This window comes from Streptomyces sp. NPDC005752, assembly GCF_040630715.1.
In the GTDB taxonomy this organism is placed as follows: Bacteria; Actinomycetota; Actinomycetes; order Streptomycetales; family Streptomycetaceae; genus Streptomyces.
The window spans coordinates 81,749-100,031 of sequence record NZ_JBEXYB010000003.1; the positions used below are offsets into that span (position 1 = coordinate 81,749).

General features: G+C 71.6%; 15 protein-coding genes and 1 pseudogene. 8 read left to right on the forward strand and 8 right to left on the reverse strand.

Going from position 1 to position 18,283, the window contains the following annotated elements; genetic code table 11:
* Positions 1-124: 124 nt before the first annotated feature.
* Together ABZ441_RS03550 and ABZ441_RS03555 are read left to right on the forward strand one after the other, a co-directional pair.
* Positions 125-1,999, forward strand: coding sequence for a serine hydrolase (locus tag ABZ441_RS03550; RefSeq protein ID WP_358967772.1), 1,875 nt, complete (start codon positions 125-127; stop codon positions 1,997-1,999).
* A gap of 27 nt (positions 2,000-2,026) precedes the next feature.
* Complete coding sequence (locus tag ABZ441_RS03555) at positions 2,027-2,668, forward strand: SIMPL domain-containing protein (RefSeq protein ID WP_358967775.1); 642 nt, start codon at positions 2,027-2,029, stop codon at positions 2,666-2,668.
* A 470-nt stretch (positions 2,669-3,138) separates the two neighbouring features.
* Here ABZ441_RS03555 and ABZ441_RS03560 read toward each other — a convergent pair whose 3' ends face one another.
* Positions 3,139-3,294, reverse strand: coding sequence for a hypothetical protein (locus tag ABZ441_RS03560; protein WP_358967778.1), 156 nt, complete (start codon positions 3,292-3,294; stop codon positions 3,139-3,141).
* Between ABZ441_RS03560 and ABZ441_RS03565 the strand changes: the two are divergent.
* Both ABZ441_RS03565 and ABZ441_RS03570 read left to right on the forward strand, forming a co-directional pair.
* Positions 3,263-3,340, forward strand: a pseudogene (locus ABZ441_RS03565) (polysaccharide lyase beta-sandwich domain-containing protein); the annotation flags it as partial. The gene ABZ441_RS03560 and the pseudogene ABZ441_RS03565 sit on opposite strands and share 32 nt — an antisense overlap.
* 211 nt (positions 3,341-3,551) lie before the next feature.
* Complete coding sequence (locus tag ABZ441_RS03570; protein WP_358967781.1) at positions 3,552-4,490, forward strand: acetylxylan esterase; 939 nt, start codon at positions 3,552-3,554, stop codon at positions 4,488-4,490.
* Between the two features lie 23 nt (positions 4,491-4,513).
* Here the strand turns inward: ABZ441_RS03570 and ABZ441_RS03575 are convergent, their stop codons facing one another.
* From ABZ441_RS03575 to ABZ441_RS03585, 3 genes are all read right to left on the reverse strand, one after another.
* Positions 4,514-6,088, reverse strand: coding sequence for an NAD(P)/FAD-dependent oxidoreductase (locus tag ABZ441_RS03575; RefSeq protein WP_358967784.1), 1,575 nt, complete (start codon positions 6,086-6,088; stop codon positions 4,514-4,516).
* A gap of 238 nt (positions 6,089-6,326) precedes the next feature.
* On the reverse strand, positions 6,327-8,573 hold the full coding sequence (locus tag ABZ441_RS03580; protein WP_358967786.1) for a tetratricopeptide repeat protein: 2,247 nt from the start codon (positions 8,571-8,573) through the stop codon (positions 6,327-6,329).
* Between the two features lie 34 nt (positions 8,574-8,607).
* The gene (locus ABZ441_RS03585) at positions 8,608-9,498 is read right to left on the reverse strand and encodes an oxygenase MpaB family protein (RefSeq protein ID WP_358967789.1); all 891 of its coding nucleotides are present in this window, start codon (positions 9,496-9,498) and stop codon (positions 8,608-8,610) included.
* Positions 9,499-9,652: 154 nt separating this feature from the next.
* Between ABZ441_RS03585 and ABZ441_RS03590 the strand changes: the two genes are divergently transcribed.
* On the forward strand, positions 9,653-10,099 hold the full coding sequence (locus ABZ441_RS03590; protein WP_358967792.1) for a hypothetical protein: 447 nt from the start codon (positions 9,653-9,655) through the stop codon (positions 10,097-10,099).
* Positions 10,100-10,105: 6 nt separating this feature from the next.
* On the opposite strand, the gene ABZ441_RS03595 is transcribed toward ABZ441_RS03590, so the two are convergent.
* Complete coding sequence (locus ABZ441_RS03595) at positions 10,106-11,263, reverse strand: methyltransferase (RefSeq protein WP_358967794.1); 1,158 nt, start codon at positions 11,261-11,263, stop codon at positions 10,106-10,108.
* Positions 11,264-11,335: 72 nt separating this feature from the next.
* Entirely contained in the window at positions 11,336-11,548 is a 213-nt protein-coding gene (locus tag ABZ441_RS03600; protein ID WP_358967797.1) for a hypothetical protein, read from the reverse strand.
* Between the two features lie 211 nt (positions 11,549-11,759).
* Between ABZ441_RS03600 and ABZ441_RS03605 the strand changes: the two genes are divergently transcribed.
* Complete coding sequence (locus ABZ441_RS03605; protein ID WP_358967800.1) at positions 11,760-12,581, forward strand: endonuclease; 822 nt, start codon at positions 11,760-11,762, stop codon at positions 12,579-12,581.
* 4 nt (positions 12,582-12,585) lie between these two features.
* Here ABZ441_RS03605 and glsA read toward each other — a convergent pair whose 3' ends face one another.
* Positions 12,586-13,938 (reverse strand): glutaminase A, encoded by a 1,353-nt coding sequence (gene glsA / locus ABZ441_RS03610; RefSeq protein ID WP_358967803.1) that lies wholly within the window; start codon positions 13,936-13,938, stop codon positions 12,586-12,588.
* A 207-nt stretch (positions 13,939-14,145) separates the two neighbouring features.
* Between glsA and ABZ441_RS03615 the strand changes: the two genes are divergently transcribed.
* Complete coding sequence (locus ABZ441_RS03615; RefSeq protein ID WP_358967806.1) at positions 14,146-15,261, forward strand: chemotaxis protein; 1,116 nt, start codon at positions 14,146-14,148, stop codon at positions 15,259-15,261.
* A gap of 110 nt (positions 15,262-15,371) precedes the next feature.
* Positions 15,372-15,827 (forward strand): hypothetical protein, encoded by a 456-nt coding sequence (locus tag ABZ441_RS03620; protein ID WP_358967808.1) that lies wholly within the window; start codon positions 15,372-15,374, stop codon positions 15,825-15,827.
* Positions 15,828-15,892: 65 nt separating this feature from the next.
* Here the strand turns inward: ABZ441_RS03620 and ABZ441_RS03625 are convergent, their stop codons facing one another.
* Positions 15,893-18,280, reverse strand: a complete 2,388-nt coding sequence (locus ABZ441_RS03625) for a phosphoketolase family protein (RefSeq protein ID WP_358967811.1) — start codon at positions 18,278-18,280, stop codon at positions 15,893-15,895.
* Positions 18,281-18,283: the final 3 nt, after the last annotated feature.

Here is an 18,283-nt window from a genome sequence, read left to right on the forward strand (position 1 = left end):
AGGAGGACTCCATGAGCGGCGCCGGGGAAAGTAGTGTCTGCTTCGGCAGGAAGTTTCAAGGCCGTACGGAATTTCGAAAGTTACTTTCGCGCGGATGCGCTCGACGTGAGGGGAAGGGTTCCGGATGACCGGAGACGTGTCGGGACAGGGAATGAGCCGTCGGAGGCTGGGCGGCGGGATACTGGCGCTGGGCGGAGCTCTCACGCTCGCTCCGATCCCCTTCGCGGGGGCCGCGGGCGCGGCGGCGGGCGCCGAGCGGACCACGGGGCCGCTGGGCGGCGCAGCTCCGGGTACGGCATCGGGAACCGGGACAGGCATGGGATCAGGGCGGCGGGGACCGACGCTGCGTCGCGGGTCGGCCGCGCGTGCCGGGCTGCTGCCGGACCAGCTCGACCTGCTCGTCACCGACGCCGAGAAGTTCCTCGACGACTCCCCCGCGCACCCCTGGTACGCGGGCGCGGTCCTCCTCGCCGGCCGGGGCGGCACCGTGGCTCTGCACCGGCCGATCGGCCGGGCGGTTCGCTACGCGGCGTACGACGAGACGACCGACACCGGAGTGGAGTTCCCACCGGACCAGCAGATCGCGATGGCCGAGGACACGGTCTTCGACCTGGCTTCGGTGTCCAAGCTCTTCACCTCGATCCTCGCCGTGCAGCAGATCGAGCGGGGAACGCTGGAGCTGGAGGCGACGGCCGCCTCCTACCTCCCCGACTTCGCAGGCGGCGGCAAACAGGACATCACGGTCCGTCAGCTGCTGACGCACACCTCTGGCTTCCGGGCATGGATCCCGCTCTACAAGGAACCCACCCGCGAGGGGAAGCTACGCCTGATCTGGGACGAGGTTCCCGCCTCGGCTCCCGGCACGAAGTATCTCTACTCCGACCTCAATCTGATCTCGCTGCAGCTGATCCTGGAGAAGATCACCGGCCGCGCCCAGGACGCCCTGCTCCGTGACGAGATCACCGCTCCGCTCGGGATGCACCGCACCCGGTACAACCCGCCGGCGTCCTGGAAGCCCAAGATCGCGGCCACCGAGGACGCCCGGCTGCCCTGGTCGGGGCTGGAGCGCGGGCTGGTCTGGGGTGAGGTCCACGACGAGAACGCGTACAGCCTGGGCGGGGTCGCGGGCCACGCCGGCGTCTTCTCGTGCGCCTGGGACCTGGCCGTGCTGGCCCGCACCCTGCTCAACGGCGGAGCCTACGGCGCCTCGCGGATCCTGTCCGAGAAGTCCGTCGAGCTGCTGTTCACCGACTTCAACACCGCTTTCCCCGGCGACGAGCACGGCCTGGGATTCGAGTTGTACCAGCACTGGTACATGGGGGCGATGGCCACCCCGCGCACGGCGGGACACACCGGTTTCACGGGTACGAGCCTGGTTCTCGACCCGACGACGGACTCCTTCCTGATCATCCTGGGCAACTCCGTCCACCCGGTCCGCTCGTGGCGTTCGGGCAGCGCCCCACGGGTCGCGGCGGCCAACCGGATGGCCCGCGCGGTACCCGTTCGCCCGGCACGGGGACGTACCGCCTGGTTCTCCGGCATGGCGAGTGCCTCCACCTCGACACTCGCGCTGCCTGCCCTGCGACTGTCCTCCTCGCACCCTTCGCTGAGCTGCGCACTCTGGTGGGACACCGAGCCCGCTTCTGACACCCTTCGCCTGGAGGCCTCGACGGACTCCGGTGCGACCTGGCAGCCCGTCCCCTTCACCTCCGTACCGGCGCAGGCGGACCGGCCCGGGGAGCCCGGCCCTCATCCCGACGGCTCGGTCTCCGGCTGGTCGGGGCGCGTGTGGCACCGGCTGGAGGCCGACCTGCGCGCGTGGCGGGGCAAGGAGGTGCGGATCCGCTGGCGATACGTCACCGACCAGCTGTACGTCGGCCGTGGAGCCTATGTGGACGATGTCCGGGTGAAGGACGCGGGACGCACCCTTTTCGACGGCAACAGGCCTGGCGACGCCGGCCGCGTCGAGGCGACGGGCTGGACCGTTTCCTCCGACTGAGCGGGTCCTGCTGGTTGGATGACCGGCATGAACGGAACCCAGTCCATCAGCAGCCCGTGGGGCGTGTCGGTGTTCGGAGCGGCGGGCGTGGACGCCGCTCCGGACCTCGCGCGCCTCCGCGTCGCGATATCGCAGACCAGGAACCGGCCGGGAGAGGCGTTCGACGCCGCCCGGAGCGGTGTCAACCGGATCCGGGAGGTGCTGCGCGGGCACGGGATACCCGAGTCCGCGGTGTCCACTTCGAGGCTGAACCTGTCATCGCAGTGGACCTACGGCGACGAGCGCACATTTCTGGGCTACGAGTGCACGGCCTCCTTCGTGATCGAGGTGCGGGAGCTGGACGGTCTGGAGGCGGTGCTCGTCGACGTCGTGGACGCCGGGGCCAACGAGGTGACGGGGGTCGAGTTCGACGTGCGCGCGAAGAGCGACATGCGAGCCCGTGCTCGCACGGCGGCCGTGGCCGCCGCGCGGGAGAAGGCGACCCTGTACGCGGAGGCGGCCGGGGTACAGCTCGGTCCCGTCATCCACATCGAGGACGTCGACGCCGAACAGTTGCAGAACTACCGCGGTCACAGCGGTCAGTCCGGCGGCGGGGAAGGTGATCTGACCCCTGGCAGGGTGACCGTCTCCGCGGGGGTCGTCCTCGGCTTCTCGCTCGTCGGCGGTTGAGGGCGCGCACCACGTCGTGATCACGGACGCGGGCCTCCCCGAGGGCGGCCCGCGCGTTCCCCTCCAGGCGTCCACCAGCGGCCTCTACGACCTCGAAGCCGCTCCGAAACTTTCGCGAGTGAGCGTGAAAGACCTTCGGTAAGATCGAGCTCGGAATGCGGCTATCGATCCCACAGGGCTCACAAGCTACCCCTCTACCAAGCCCTGACTGCCACCACTACGCTCAACACCGCTCAGATGAGCGTGGTTTCGCTCGGTAATATTTCGGAAACAGTGCGTTGACGCACCATCCCGCCGAGCGCATACTCTCCCTCGCTCCCCTTGTTCCACAGCTCGTCTTCCCGTCGGCGGAAGCGCCTCCCCGGTTCGCCGACGGCTGCTGCACAGCACCGCGAACGGTCCGAACCTCCTGTCCGGGCGTCCAATCTGACGCTGTGGCAGGACCACGGGACATCTCCCGCCGGTGCCGGCTACTTCTGGCTCCAGGCCCCGACTGCCTCCGCGGCGCGGACACGGCAGTGGTCGGCTGCGCCTCCGGTGCGGCTGGTCTCCCGGTCGACGGCGGTGCACGCGGTACGCCGCACCGCGAACGGGCTGCTCGCCGCGAACTTCTGGGCCGTGGGCACGGCACAGGAGCTAACCTCCGACGGTCCTGCCTCGGTGCTGCTGCGTCAGGACGGCAGGACTCTCACGGTGGCCCTGTCCGACCCGACACAGCTGCGGTCCTCCGTGGTGCTCGATCTCGCCCGGCCCCGCCTCGCGGTCGCCGCCGCGGATCCAGGTATCCGCACCACCGCCACCGGCCGGGGCCTGCGGATCACCGCGGACACGGCCGGTCTGCACGGCGCGACTCTCACCCTCACCCTGAAGAGGAGCTGGACCCTTGCTGTTCGACATGCCCCTGGAGCGGCTTCGCGAGTACCGGCCGGAGCCGGAGGAGCCCGCCGACTTCGACGCGTTCTGGGACAAGACTCTCGGCGAGGCGGCCCGTCACGGCCTGGACGCCGAGTTCGTCCCGTACGAGGCCGGTTTCACGACCGTGGACGTGTACGACGTCACGTTCAACGGCTGGGGCGGGCAGCCGGTCAAGGCCTGGCTGGTGCTCCCCCGCGTCCGCTCGGGTCCGCTGCCGGCCGTGGTGCAGTACATCGGGTACAACGGCGGCCGCGGCATCCCGTACTCCTGGCTGACCTGGAGTGCGCTCGGCTACGTCCATCTGGTGATGCTCGGACACGGCGGACCTCGGCCCGGACGCCATGGCTCCTCCTCGCCCGGCTTCCTCACCCGCGGCATCGAGGACCCGTACCGGCACTACTACCGCCGTCTCATCACCGACGCCGTGCGTGCGGTCGACGCGGTGAAGGCCCACGGGGCCGTGGACTCCTCACGGGTCGCGGTGCTGGGCGGCAGCCAGGGAGGCGGCCTCGCGCTCGCCGTCGCCGGGCTGCGCGACGACGTCGCGGCGGCCGTCGCCGATGTCCCGTTCCTCTGTCACTTCCGGCGCGCCTCGCAGATCACGGACTCGGGTCCCTACGCGGAGATCGCCCGCTGGCTGTCCGGTCACCGTTTCCGGACCGAGGAGGCGATGGAGACCCTGTCCTACTTCGACGGGGTCAACTTCGCGGCGCGGGCGACCGCCCCGGCGTGGCTGTCGGTGGGGCTGATGGACCGGATCTGCCCGTCGTCGACGGTCTTCGCGGCATACCACGCGTACGCGGGGCCCGCCGAACTGGAGGTGTTCACGTACAACGGTCACGAGGGCGGCGCGGAGTACGACCTGCCGCGCAAGCTCGGGGCGCTGCGCGGGGTGTTCGGGCAGTAGGGCGGGCGGTCACGGGCTGGCGGTCACCGGCCCAGCGCCGCCATGGCGGCGTTGTGGCCGGGCACCCCGCTGACCCCGCCGCCGCGCACCGCCCCCGCCCCGCACAGCAGGACGTTGGCGTGGGCGGTCTCCACACCCCAGCGGCCCGTCTCCCCTGTCGCGTACGGGAAGGAGAGGTCCCGGTGGAAGATGTGGCCGCCGGGCAGCCTCAGGTCGCGCTCGAGGTCCAGCGGGGTCTTCGCCTCGATGCAGGGCGTGCCGTCGGCGTCGAGGGCGAGGCACTCGGCGATCGGCTCCTCGAGATGGGCGTCGAGTTCGGCCAGGGTCGCGTCGAGCAGTGCGGTGCGCGTCGCCTCGTTGTCCGCCGTGAAGAGCCGGGCGGGGGTGTGCAGGCCGAACAGGGTCAGGGTCTGGTAGCCGCGTGCCGCGAGGTCGGGACCGAGGATCGAGGGGTCGGTCAGGGAGTGGCAGTAGATCTCCGAGGGCGGGGCACCGGGCAGGCGGCCCGCTGCCGCCTCGCGGTAGGCGGCCGCCAGTTGTCCGTAGCCTTCGGCGATGTGGAAGGTCCCGGCGAACGCCCGGCGCGGGTCGACGGAGTGGTCACGCAGCTTCGGAAGCCGGGTGATCAGCATGTTCACCTTCAGCTGGGCGCCCTCGGCGGGGGCGGGCGGGGCCTCGCCGAGGAGTTCGGCCAGCGCCTGCGGCGACGCGTTGACCAGGACATCGCGCGCACCGACGACGTGTTCCCCGTCGGGCGAGCGGACCGTCACCTCCGCGCGGGTGCCGTCGGTCTCGATGCGGGTCGCCTCGTGCAGCACGCGGATCTCGGCCCCCGCCGCGCGGGCCGCGCCGGCCAGGGCGTCGGTGAGCGCGCCCATGCCGCCGACCGGGACGTCCCAGTCGCCGGTGGAATTGCCGATCACGTGGTAGAGGAAGCAGCGGTTCTGCAACAGGGACGGGTCGTGGGCGTCGGCGAAGGTACCGATCAGCCCGTCGGTGAGCACGACGCCGCGCACGAGGTCGTCGGTGAAGTTCTCCTCGACGGCGACGCCGATGGGCTCCTCGAACAGCATGCGCCAGGCGTCCGTGTCGTCGACGCGCGCCCGCAGGTCGTCGCGGGCCGGCAGGGGCTCGGTGAGAGTCGGGAACACGCGCTCGGCGACCCGCCCCGTCATCGCGTAGAAGCGCTGCCAGGCCTCGTACTCACGGTTGTCGCCGGTGAGTGCGGCGAAGGACTCCCGTGTGCCGTCACCGCCGACGAGCAGCCCGCCCGGCCGGCCGCCGCGCGTCATCGGGGTGTACGAGGAGACCGTGCGCTTGCGGACGGCGAAGTCGAGGCCGAGCTCGCGGACGATCTTCTGTGGGAGGAGCGAGACGAGGTACGAGTAGCGGGAGAGCCGGGCGTCCACGCCTGCGAAGGGCCGGGTCGACACGGCTGCTCCCCCGGTGCTGCCGAGGCGTTCCAGGACGAGCACGGACCGGCCCGCGCGGGCCAGGTAGGCGGCGGCGACCAGGCCGTTGTGGCCGCCGCCGACGATCACCGTGTCGTATGCGGCGTGCGCGGGCGTGCCGGGTGGGGCCGTCTCGTCTGCGGGCATGCCCCCTTCCTAACACGGACGATCCTCCCTGGACAGGGGTGGCGGCTCGCGGCGGACAGGCGTGGGCACCGGAGCGGGTGCGCCGCCGTCAGCCGCTGCGACAGGGGGCCGCTGCGGAGCCCGTCCGGGCGCGCCGTTCCCGCGGGATCGCAGGGCCGCTCCGGCCCGCCTGCACGACGGGACGGAGATCGCACCGCCGCGTGACCTCTGCCGCGTACGGAGCGGCCCGGCCCGAAGGTCAGTGCGGCGTCGTCCCCCGGTCCCGGCGCAGGTCGTCCGTCCGCCGGTGGAGGTCGGCCGCCTCGGTGCCTCGGCCGAGCTGTTCCAGGCAGTGGGCCTCGTCCTCGCGGCTCGCCAGGGTGTCGGGGTGTCCGGGGCCCAGGACCCGTTCGCGGATCCCGGCGACCGCGCTGTAGTCGGTGAGTGCGTCGGCCCAGCGTCCGAGCCAGCCCAGCCCGACGGCCACCTCCCGGCGGCTGACGAGGGTGTCGGGGTGGTCGGGCCCCAGGGTGCGCTCCCGGATCGCGCGTACCTCGCGTGCCTCGGCGAGCGCCTCCTCCCAGCGCGCTGTCCGTCCCAGGTTGACCCCGAGGCCGTGCCTGGCGCGCAGCGTCTCGGGGTCGGCGGGGCCTCCGGCCCGGGTGCGGTCCTCGACGAGAGCCCGGTAGAGCTCGACGGCCTCGGCACTGCGGTCCAGGCGCCCGAGGCTGATACCCGCCTCGTAGCGCGCGGACAGCGTGTCGGGGTGGTCGGGACCGAGCGCGGTGGCGCGGGCCCGTGCCACGTCGCGGTAGGTCTGCAGGGCTTCGTCCCAGCGGTCCAGCCGGCCGAGCGTGTACGCCACTTCGTACAGCGTGACCAGGGTGTCCGGGTGGTTCGCGCCGAGCAGCCGGCCACGGGCTTCCACCACCTCGCGGGCCATGCGGTACGAGTCCTCCAGGCGGCCCAGCCTGCTCAGGCTGAAAGCGAGGTTGTGGCGGCAGCGCAGGGTTTCGGGGTGGTCAGGGCCCATCGTGCGCTCCCGTGAGGCGAGCACCGCGGCGTAGACCTGGTGCGCCTCGAAGTGCCGGCCGAGCCCGCCCAGGACGTACGCCGTCTCCTGCCGGGCGGCGAGTGTCTCCGGGTGGTCGGGGCCGAGGGTGCGTTCGCGGCCCTCGGCGACCCTGCCGAGGACACGCAGTGCGTCCGCGGGACGTCCGGTACGGCAGAGGACGAATCCGACCTCGTACCTGCTGGCGAGGGTGTCGGGGTGGTCGGGGCCGAGCACGTGTTCGCGTTCGTCCGCGACCGCGCGGTGTACGTCGCCCGCTTCCTCCCAGTGGCCCCGGCGTCCCAGGTCGAGTCCGGCGCTGTGCCGGCCGGCCAGGGTGGCGAGCAGCTCGGGCGACGGGGTGGGGCGGACGGGCCCCGCGGGCGGGAAGGCGGTGGAGGGAGCGTGACCGGTCCCGGTGGTCCATGGTCCGGTCAGAGCCGACGCGTGGTCGACGGCGGCCTCACCGGAGCCGATGACACCGGTCGCCCTGTGACCGGCGGTCATGCCGCGCGTCCAGGAGGGCAGTCGGGGCACGGCGCCCGCCGGGTGCCGGACCGGGACGGGCGGGGCGGGGCGGATCCGGCCGGCCACCGGCTGCTCGCCGGTGCGCCCGAGCACGATGCGCTGCCTCAGGTCACCGGCGTCGGCGGGCCGCGCGCCGGGCGTCTTGGCCAGCAGGTCCAGGACGACCTCGTCGAAGAAGCCCGGGAGTTCGGCGCGGTGGGAGCGCAGTGGTTCGGGAACGGTGTCGCGGTGTCCGACGAGCACGGCCCAGGTGTCGTCCATGTCGAACGGGGGCACGCCGGTGGCGATCTCGTACAGGACGCAGCCCAGCGAGTAGAGGTCGCTGCGGTGGTCGACCTCCGCGCCGCTGATCTGCTCGGGCGACATGTAGTGCGGGGTGCCCATGGCGATGCCGGTGCCGGTGAGGCGGGACGTGAAGCCGATGTCGTGGCCGAGCCTGGCGATGCCGAAGTCGCAGATCTTCACCGCGCCGTCGTCGAGCCGCATGATGTTCGCCGGCTTGAGGTCCCGGTGCACGATGCCCTGCCGATGGGTGTAGCCGAGGGCGTCGGCGACCTGTTCGGCGATGTCGACGACGTCGGCCACCGGCAGCGGGTGCTGTTCGTTGTCCTCGAGGAGCTGGCTGAGGTTGCGTCCCTCCAGCAGCTCCATGACGAGGTAGAGGACACCGTCCGACTCCCCGAAGTCGTGGACGACGGTGACTCCGCGGTGCTGGAGCGCCGCCGCCACCCGGGCCTCGCGGCGGAAGCGCTCGCGCAGGATGCGGGTGAATGCCTCGTCGTGCTGCGGCCCGACCGGCTTCAGGCACTTGACGGCCACCTGCCGGCCCAGCGATTCGTCGCGCGCACGCCACACCTCGCCCATGCCTCCGCACCCGATCAGATCGAGCAGCCGGTAGCGGCTCTGGATCAGTCCGGTGTTCGCCATAGCCTGTTGCCGCCCCCGTCTGCTCCGCTGCTCGCTACTGCTGCTGCGCCCTCCCCGGCCCGTCCAGTATGGCTGTCTGTCTGCGGAGTTTGTACGGGGCGGGTCGGCTGCCGGGGCCGAGCCGTGCCATCGCCTTCGCGATGTGTCCGGGCGGCAGGCACCGACGGAGGCGGCCGGGAATGACGCGCAGCGCGGTTCCCGTGATGCGCAGACGACGGTCGACATCCGTCCGGGGCGGTGCGGCCCTGCCGTACAGCTCGTGGGCGTACGCGGGCAGGGAGTCGTAGGCGAGAGCGGCCACGCGCCGCCAGAGCAGAGCGCGCGCCGGGGTCAGCAGGGCGGGGACCGGCGGGCGGCGCAGGAAGTCGTCGACCTCCGACGCCTCGGGGCCGGCGGCGAGCAGGGGCCGCACCTCCTCGAAGTAGACGGCGAGTGCCGCGGTCGAGGCGGGTACGTCCGACGGGTCGAGGCCGACGAGGCGGGCGCTCTCCCGCTGCTCGTCGACGTACCGGTCGGCCTGTCGGTCGCTGAGCGGGAAGCCGGAGCGGCGCTCGACCTGGAGGTAGGAGTCGATCTCGGCGCAGTGCACCCAGAGCAGCAGCTCCGGCTCGTCGATCCCGTACACCTCGCCGGTCGCCGGGTCGGTGGCCTCGAGGAGCCGGTGGATCGTGCGGACGCGCGCCCCGTACTTCTCGGCGGCCCGCGTGGTGCCGTAGGAGAGCGTTCCGACGAAGTCGGCGGTACGCATCAGCCGCCCCCAGGCGTCCTTGCGGAAGTCGCTGTTCTGCATGACGCCGCGGACGGCGCGGGGGTGGAGCGTCTGGAGGTAGAGGGCGCGGATGCCGGCCACCCACATCATGGGGTCCGCGTGCATCTGCCAGGTGACGGAGGCGGGGCCGAACAGCCCCGGGTCCGGATCGTTCATCGGCTCGTGCCTTCCGTTCGGCGGAGGGGCGGAGCCCCGTGGCCGTGTCCTCGTGCCGGGCGCGGTCGTGCCGGGAAGATCGCGACTCGTAGGATGACGTCCCGGCGCAGTTTCATGCATACCGCAACGCGCGCGATCCGGGGAGGTGCGGGCTGTGCCCAGGTGGGGACTGGTCGTTGAACAGAATCTCGGTTACGGCCGGCACGGTCGGGTCTGGTCGGTCGACGTGATGGACCACGTGGAAGGAACACGTGAGGAGGCGCTCGAGGCACTTCGGATCCGGGCCGAGCGGTTCGACCCGACCCATCCGGCCAACCCGGAACGCCGCGCGCTGTACCGGCAGACGGACGGTTTCCTGCTGGTCGTCGAAGGGTTCTGGCGGCCCTGGCACTGCCGGTTCACCGTGGCCGAGCAGGTCTACGACAGCGACGCTCCCGAGCCCGTGGCGGAACAGCCGCCGGCTCCGGAGCCGGGCCCGGCGCCGGAGCCGGACCGGCCGCCGGAGCCCTCTCCCCGCACACCCGAACCCGGCCCCCCGCCCGCCTGGGACGCACACGTGCCCGAGGTGCCGTCCTGGCTGGGCCGGAACGACCTCACCTGACGCGGGTCAGCGCTTCACGGCCCGCAGGACCACGAACTTCGGGTCTCCGGCGACGGTGACGCAGTTGCCGAAGATCCGGCGCAGCTGGGTGTGGTAACCGAGGTGCCGGTTGCCGACGACCCACAGCTCCCCGCCCTGGCGCAGCGCGGCACGGGCTCCGTGGAACATGCTCCGGGCGGTGGCGTCGGTGACCGCCTGATGCGAGTGGAACGGCGGGTTGCTGAGGACGAGGTCGACACTCTCCCGGGGAACGTCGGCCATGCTGTCGCCGACCAGGAAATCAGCCTCGGCCCCGGGGCCGGTGTTGTCGTGGAAGGTCGTCTCGGCAGAGGCGACGGCCCGGTAGGACTCGTCGATGAAGGTGACGGCAGCGCCCGGATTGGCGAGCGCTGCGGCCGTACCCACGACGCCGTTTCCGCAGCCGAGGTCGACCACCCGGTCGGGCCCCGTCCGCTCCGGGAGGTGCTTCAGGAAGAAACGGGTGCCGATGTCCAGGCGTTCGGCACAGAAGATCCCGGCGTGATTGGTGACGGTACGGCCGGAGACCGCGCCGACGTCGTCGGGCAGGGCGTAGCGGTACGGCCAGGGGCTGGAAGTCCTGGGCAGGGACGGATCCGGGGTGCAGAAGATGAGCCGCGCCTTCTTCACCGCGAGGGACGTGCGGGTGGGTCCGATGATCCGCTCGAACAGCTTGAGGGTGGAGGTGTGGATCTCCTTCACCATGCCGGTGCCGATGACGACGGTCCCCGCGTGCACGGCGGGGGCGAGCCTGTGCAGCTCGTCCTCCAGGAGCGCGAGGCTCTTGGGTACGCGTACGAGCAGCAGGTCCACGCGCTCGGGCGGGGCGTCGCGCACCGACAGCACGCGCACCGAGTCGGGGGCGGCGCCGTTGCGTTCGAGGTTCGCCCGGGTGGCCTGGCGGGCGAGATACGAATCGGTGATCACGACGGGGCTGTGTGCGGCGAGCACGGTGGCGAGTGCGCCCCAGCGGTCGCCGACCACGGCCACCGTGCCGTCCGGACGGACCGGCTCACTCCCATCCGCTCCCTCCAGCCGCCGCAGCAGGTATTCGTCGGCGGCGTCCCACGCACGGAGCGGGTCGCGCGGGTTCTCGGGAAAGCGGGCGAGATCGAATGCGCCCTGCGACGTCGTCAAACGGTTCATATGGCGTTCAGGCTAGCCGAGTGGCGGGGAGCGACGTGCACGCTCCCCGCCACAGGGACGCCGCCCCGGGTCCTACGGGAGCCGCTTGTCCATGGCCGACCTGCCCTCCTCGGACAGCCTGCGCTGCGCCCACGCCAGGGCCTCGGGGGTCAGATCCCGCCCGGAGGCGAGCACCAGGTCCTCCGCGGTGGGCTGGTCGTCGCCGCCGGTGTGCAGCAGACGGTCGGGGGTGACCCCCCGTACCTCCGGCACGGATACGGATAGGGATTCGGACTCTTCGCTCATACCGCCTCCTCGTCCTTGCGGTAATTCTCGCGCCGGGCCGCCGTCCGCGCATCCGATGCCTGGAGGCCCCGGACCAGCCGTCATTTGACCTGCACATGATGAATACGCCACGTTCACACGACCGGCACCGTGCGTGTGGAAGGCTCCCGACCGAGCAGACAAAGTCCGGCCATCAGGACACCGTTCAGCCGACCCGGAGAGGGCACCCCACATGTCCAGTCGTCGCCGTTTCTACGCGCGTCCACTATTCGCCGCAGCCGCCTCGGTCGTCGTTCTCACCGGCGTCGCGTCAGCCGCGCCCGCCGCCACTCCACCGGCCGGCGGCGCCGCCTCCCCTGCCGCCGCCCTCGACGACACCTACTACCAGGACGCCCTGGGTAAGTCGGGGACCGCCCTCAAGAGCTCGCTCCACACGATCATCAGCGACCAGACCAAGCTCTCCTACAGCCAGGTCTGGGACGCCCTCAAGGCGACCGACGAGGACCCGGCCAACTCCTCCAACGTGATCCTCCTCTACACCGGCCGTTCCCAGTCCAAGAGCGGGAACGGGGGTGACGTCGGCGACTGGAACCGGGAGCACGTCTGGGCCAAGTCCCACGGCGACTTCGGTACCGCGACCGGCCCCGGTACCGACATCCACCACCTGCGTCCCGAGGACGTGCAGGTGAACTCCCTCCGCGGCAACAAGGACTTCGACAACGGGGGCAGCGCCGTCTCGGGGGCGCCCGGCAACTACACCGACGGCGACTCGTTCGAACCGCGCGACGCGGTGAAGGGCGATGTCGCCCGGATGATCCTCTACATGGCGGTGCGGTACGAGGGCGACGACGCCTTCGCCGATCTGGAGCCCAACGACAGCGTGAGCAACGGGTCGGCCCCGAACATCGGACGCCTCTCCGTACTGAAGCAGTGGAGCCAGGAGGACCCGCCGGACAGCTTCGAGCAGAACCGCAACGAGGTCATATTCGACCAGTTCCAGCACAACCGGAACCCGTTCATCGACCACCCCGAGTGGGTCGAGTCCATCTGGTAGGGACTCACCCCGGCCCGGCCACGGCCTGCGCGCAGCGCTCGGCGGCCTCCTCGCGGGAGCCGAAGCGTGGCAGGTCCTGGCCGGTCCGCTCGCGGACCAGGTCCGGCGGCCCCAGCCGGTCACCCGGGTCGACGACTGCCGCACGCCGCCCTTCCCGGGCGAGCCGGGACAGGCCGGCGTGCAGCAGTGCGAGGGCGTCGGAGTCGGCGCCGGTCACCTCACGCAGATCGAGCACCACCGGCCCGGCCCGCTCCCCGCCCGACTCGTCCAGCGCGTACAGCACACGCTCGGCGGCGGTGAAGTCGAGGGCACCCTGGGCGGCGACGACACCCACACGTTCGTGCAGAGCGCGCTCCCGCCGGCCGGACGGCGCCGTGGGAAGCACGTCGGCGGTGGTGACCAGCGTGACGGTGGAGCCGGGCAGCGCGGGGTTCTTCATGAGGTGCAGACCGAGGCGCTCCGAGAGCGCGCCGAGCGCGGCGTGGCCACGCACCGAGGTGCCCGACGCGTCCAGGAGCGGACTGTAGGCGGCGAGGCCGAAGCGGGCCGGACCCGCGGCGATCAGACCGCCCGAGACACCGCTCTTGGCGGGCAGCCCGACCCTCAGCAGCCAGTCGCCGGACGAGTCGTACATCCCGCAGGTCGCCATGACGGCCAGGACCTGGGCCGCGACCTCCGGGGAGACGACCTTCTCCCCGGTGACCGGATTGACGCCGCCGTACGCCAGGGTCGCGGCCATTACCGCGAGATCCACAGCGGTGGCCCGCACCGCGCACTGCCGGAAGTAGGTGTCCACGGCGGCCACCGGGTCGACGGGCAGTGTCCCCGCGCTGCGGATCAGATAGGCGAGCGCCCGGTTGCGGTCCCCGGTCGCGGCCTCGGAACGGTGGACGTCCTCGTCGACGTCGAGCTTCCGCCCGGCGAACCGGCTCAGACACGTCAGGATGCGCCGGAACGCGGGAGCCTCACGGCTGTCGGGGACCAGGGCGGTCGTGACGATGGCACCGGCGTTGACCATCGCGTTGGCCGGCCGCCCGGTGCCGCGTTCCAGGCTGATGGCGTTGAACGCCTCACCGCTCGGTTCGGCGCCCACCCAGCGGCTCACCTCGTCGAGGCCGAGCGAGGCCAGCGCGAGGGCGTAGACGAAGGGCTTGGACACGGACTGCAGGGTGAACGGCGTGTTCGCCGCGCCCGCACTGTAGACGTGTCCGTCCATGCTGACGAGGGCGAGCCCGAAGTCGTCGGGATCGGACCTGGTCAACTCCGGGATGTAGTCGGCGCGCCGGCCCTCACGCACGCCGGCGAAGCGTGCGTGCAGATCACGCAGCGCGTCGGTGACGGCCTCGGCGGCGCTCACCGGATACCGGACGGGTACCGCTCGGGGCCACCCGCGGGACCCGTCGAGGGCGGCCGCTCCGTGGACATGGCGTGCACCTCCGACCAAAACCAAGGGAATAACTCGCCCATATTAGGATCAAAAGGTATGAATTGACTCGTTGGGCGACCCGCCTCGCACGAGGGGGCGGCTCCAGCACCGCGGACCCCGAACCCCCGGGAGGGAACGATGGATACGGACGCCCTGACGCCCGGCCTGCTGCAGGACCTTCGCGCGACCAGGCCCTATCCGGCTCTGTCCCTGACGATGCCGACCCACCGGCGGGCACCGGACAACGCCCAGGACGCCGTACGGCTGCGGAATCTCGTGACGGAGGCCGGCAACCGTCTGGACGCCGACCCCCGGGTGACCCACGAGGCCCGGACGGCGGTGAAGGCACAGCTCGACCGCGCGGTGGCCGAGGTGGACCAGCGCCGCGCCCTGGAGTCCCTCGTCATCTTCGCGGACGCCGACGAGTACCAGATCTGGCAACTCCCGCGCACCGCACCCGAACGAGTGGTCCTGAGCGACAGCTACCTCACCCGCAACCTGGTCGCGGCGAAGGCCGGGGCCCAGCCGTTCTGGGTCCTCAGCCTGTCCGCGGAGCACGCCTCCCTGTTCTCCGGTACGAGCGACGGACTGCGCCCCGAGCCGAGGAACGGCTTCCCGCTCACGGCCCCCCACGAAGAGCCCAACCCGCAACGCGAGGAGCGGATCGGCGACACCCCGAGCGCCTACAGCAGCGAGGACACGCGTAACTTCCTGCGCACGGTCGACGAGGGGCTGCGCGCGGTCCTGGCCGCGGACCCGCGCCCGTTGTTCCTGGTCGGCCTCGCACCGGCGCTCTCCCTGCTCGACGAGGTCGGCGAGAGCGCGAAGCCCGCCGTCGGCAGGGCCACGAAGGGAACGACGGCGAACACCTCCGCCCCCGAGCTGATCAAGGAACTCGGTCCGGCCCTGACGTACTGGCGCAAGCAGGCCGCCGCCCACATCCAGGGCAGGCTCGACAACGCCCACAGCAGCCGCTCCTTCGCCGGCGGACTCGACGAGGTGTGGCTGGCCGTACGGGAGGGCCGGGCGGGACTGATCGCGGTCGAGGAGCACTTCGACCAGATGGTCAGGGTCACCGACGGCCACCTGGAGCCGGTGGATCCGGACGTCACACCGTCCACGGACGGGCAGGTCCGCGAGGACATCGTCGACGAGCTCGTCGAAGCGGCGCTGGACAAGGGCTGCGAGGTCGCCTTCGTGGCCGACGACTCCCTCGCGGACCACGGCCGGCTCGCAGCGGTCCTGCGTTTCTGACCGCGTGTCCCTACGTGAGGATTATGTGAATATTGTCTAGATTTGGCGCTCCGAAGTCGATCTCACGACGCGATCTCACCGATCGCGTCGGGTACGAAGGAGAGCCAGTCATGGACCGATTCAGGCGCGCGTCGGCGGCAGCCCTGCTCACAGCGGTGGCGCTGACCGGAGCGGTGGGCGGGGCCGCAGCGTCGTCCGGTGTCCCCGCACCGCCGTCCGGGGAGCGCGCGCAGGATCTGGCCACGCGGCCGGCCCTCTCCGCCTTCTCGACCGCGCGCAGTGTGGCGGCCTGGGAGGAGTTCCGCATCCACGGCGCAGCCCGGAACATCGGTGCCGGCACCCCCGTCACCCTGCAGCAGAAGCAGGGCGAGCGCTGGGTGACCCTGCCCGCCACGGTCAAGACCCCACGCAGCGGCGAGTACAGCCTGCGCGTGAAGCTGGGCATCACGGGTGAGAACGCCCTCCGGATCGTCGGAGGCGGGGCCGTGTCGCCCGTCGTCCGCACCACCGTGTCCCCCACCGTGCCCGCCACCGTGTCCCCCACCGCGCCCGCCACCGTGAACTGAACTCCGTCCGACGCGCTCCGGCCGGCCTGCGAGAAGCGGGCCGGCCGGAGCGCGCCGCGTCGCGGTCAGCCCTCCCAGGTCCAGTCGGTCACCTCGGGCAGGTCCGTGCCGTGTTCCCGGATCCAGTCGTGGTGGCGCGTACGGGCGTCCGCCATCGACTGCCGGACCGCGACCGCGCGGGCGCCGAGGCCGGGCACCCGGTCGATCACGTCCATGACGAGCCGGTAGCGGTCGAGGTCGTTGCGGACCACCATGTCGAACGGTGTGGTGGTGGTCCCCTCCTCCTTGTAGCCCCGGACGTGCAGATGGGCGTGCCCCGTGCGCCGGTAGGCGAGACGGTGCACCAGCCAGGGGTAGCCGTGGTAGGCGAAGATCACCGGCTTGTCCCGGGTGAAGACGGCGTCGTACTCCGCGTCGGGCATCCCGTGCGGGTGCTCGGCGTGCGGCAGCAGGCGGGTCATGTCGACCACGTTGACCACGCGGACGGAAAGGTCCGGGAGGTGACGTCGCAGGAGCCCGGCCGCGGCCATCGTCTCCAGGGTGGGTACGTCTCCCGCGCAGGCCAGCACGACGTCGGGCTCGCGGCTGCCGTCCTCCGTGCCTGCCCACTCCCACACCCCGGCTCCCCTGGCGCAGTGCGCACGGGCCTCGTCGAGGGTGAGCCAGTCGAATCCGGGCTGCTTGCCGGCGACGATCACGTTGACGTAGTCGCGGCTGCGCAGCACGTGGTCGGCGGTGGACAGGAGTGTGTTCGCGTCCGGCGGCAGGTAGACGCGGACGACCTCCGGGCTCTTGTTCAGGATGTGGTCGACGAAGCCGGGGTCCTGGTGCGAGAAGCCGTTGTGGTCCTGGCGCCAGACATGTGAGGTGAGCAGGTAGTTCAGCGAGGCGACCGGGGCGCGCCAGTGGAGCCGGCGCGAGGTGCGCAGCCACTTGATGTGCTGGTTGACCATCGAGTCGACGATGTGGGCGAAGGCCTCGTAGGAGGAGAACAGCCCGTGCCGCCCGGTGAGGAGATAGCCCTCCAGCCAGCCCTGGCACAGGTGTTCCGACAGGACTTCCATCACCCGGCCGTCGCGGGCCAGGTGCTCGTCGACCGGAAGGACCTCGGCCTGCCAGGCCTTTCCGGTGGCCCCGTAGAGAGCGCCCAGGCGGTTGGACTCCGTCTCGTCGGGGCCCACCACGCGGAAGTTCCTGCGACCGGCGGTGGCCGCCATGACGTCCTCGAGCAGTCCGCCCAGGATCCGGGTGGGCTCGTGCAGGACGGTCCCCGGCCTGTCGACCCGCACCGCGTGGTTCTCGAGGGGCGGGAGGGGAAGATCCCGCAGGAGCAGCCCGCCGTTGGCGTACGGCGTCGAGCCGAGCCGTGCGGTTCCCTCGGGGACGTACCGCAGGACCTGGTCGGTGGGCCGGCCCTCGGAGTCGAACAGTTCGCCGGGCCGGTAGGAGCGCATCCACTCCTCGAGTTGGCGCAGGTGGTCGGGGTTCTCCCGGACGCCCGGCAGCGGGACCTGGTGGGCGCGCCAGGTGTTCTCGACGGGGAGCCCGTCCACGTCCGCGGGCCCGGTCCAGCCCTTGGGGGTGCGCAGTACGATCACGGGCCAGCGGGGGCGCACGGACACGCCGCCGGCTCGGGCCTCGCGCTGGTACTCCGCGATGCGGTCCACGGCGAAATCCATTGCGGAGGCCAGTGCGCGGTGGACCACGGCCGGCTCGTGCCCTTCGACGTACACGGGGTCGTGGCCGTATCCGCGCAGCAGTGCGTCGAGTTCGTCCTCGGGCAGCCGGGCGAGCACCGTCGGATTCGCGATCTTGTATCCGTTGAGATGGAGGATCGGCAGGACCGCTCCGTCGTGCACGGGGTCGAGGAACTTGTTGGAGTGCCAGGACGCGGCGAGCGGACCCGTCTCGGCCTCTCCGTCCCCGATCACGCAGGCGACCAGGAGCCCGGGGTGGTCGAAGGCCGCGCCGTAGGCGTGGGTGAGCGCGTATCCCAGTTCACCGCCCTCGTGGATGGAGCCCGGGGTCTCGGGGGCGACGTGACTGGGTACGCCGCCGGGGAAGGAGAACTGCTTGAACAGGGCTCCCATCCCTGCGCGGTCGCGGCTGACGTCCGGATACGTCTCCGAGTAGCTGCCCTCCAGCCACGAGTTGGCGAGGACGGCGGGGCCGCCGTGGCCCGGCCCCCAGACGCACAGCGCCCGCCGGTCACGTTCCCTGATGATCCGGTTGAGATGGGTGTGGACCAGATTCAGCCCGGGTGAGGTACCCCAGTGGCCGAGCAGCCGCGGTTTGATGTGCTCGGGGGCCAGCGGTTCCTCCAGGAGGGGGTTGGCCATCAGATAGATCTGGCCGACCGCCAGGTAGTTGGCGGCACGCCAGTGCGCGTCGAGTGCCGCGACCTCGGTGTCGGACAGGGCGGATGCACCGGAGGGGTTTCGGGCGTAGGTCATGAG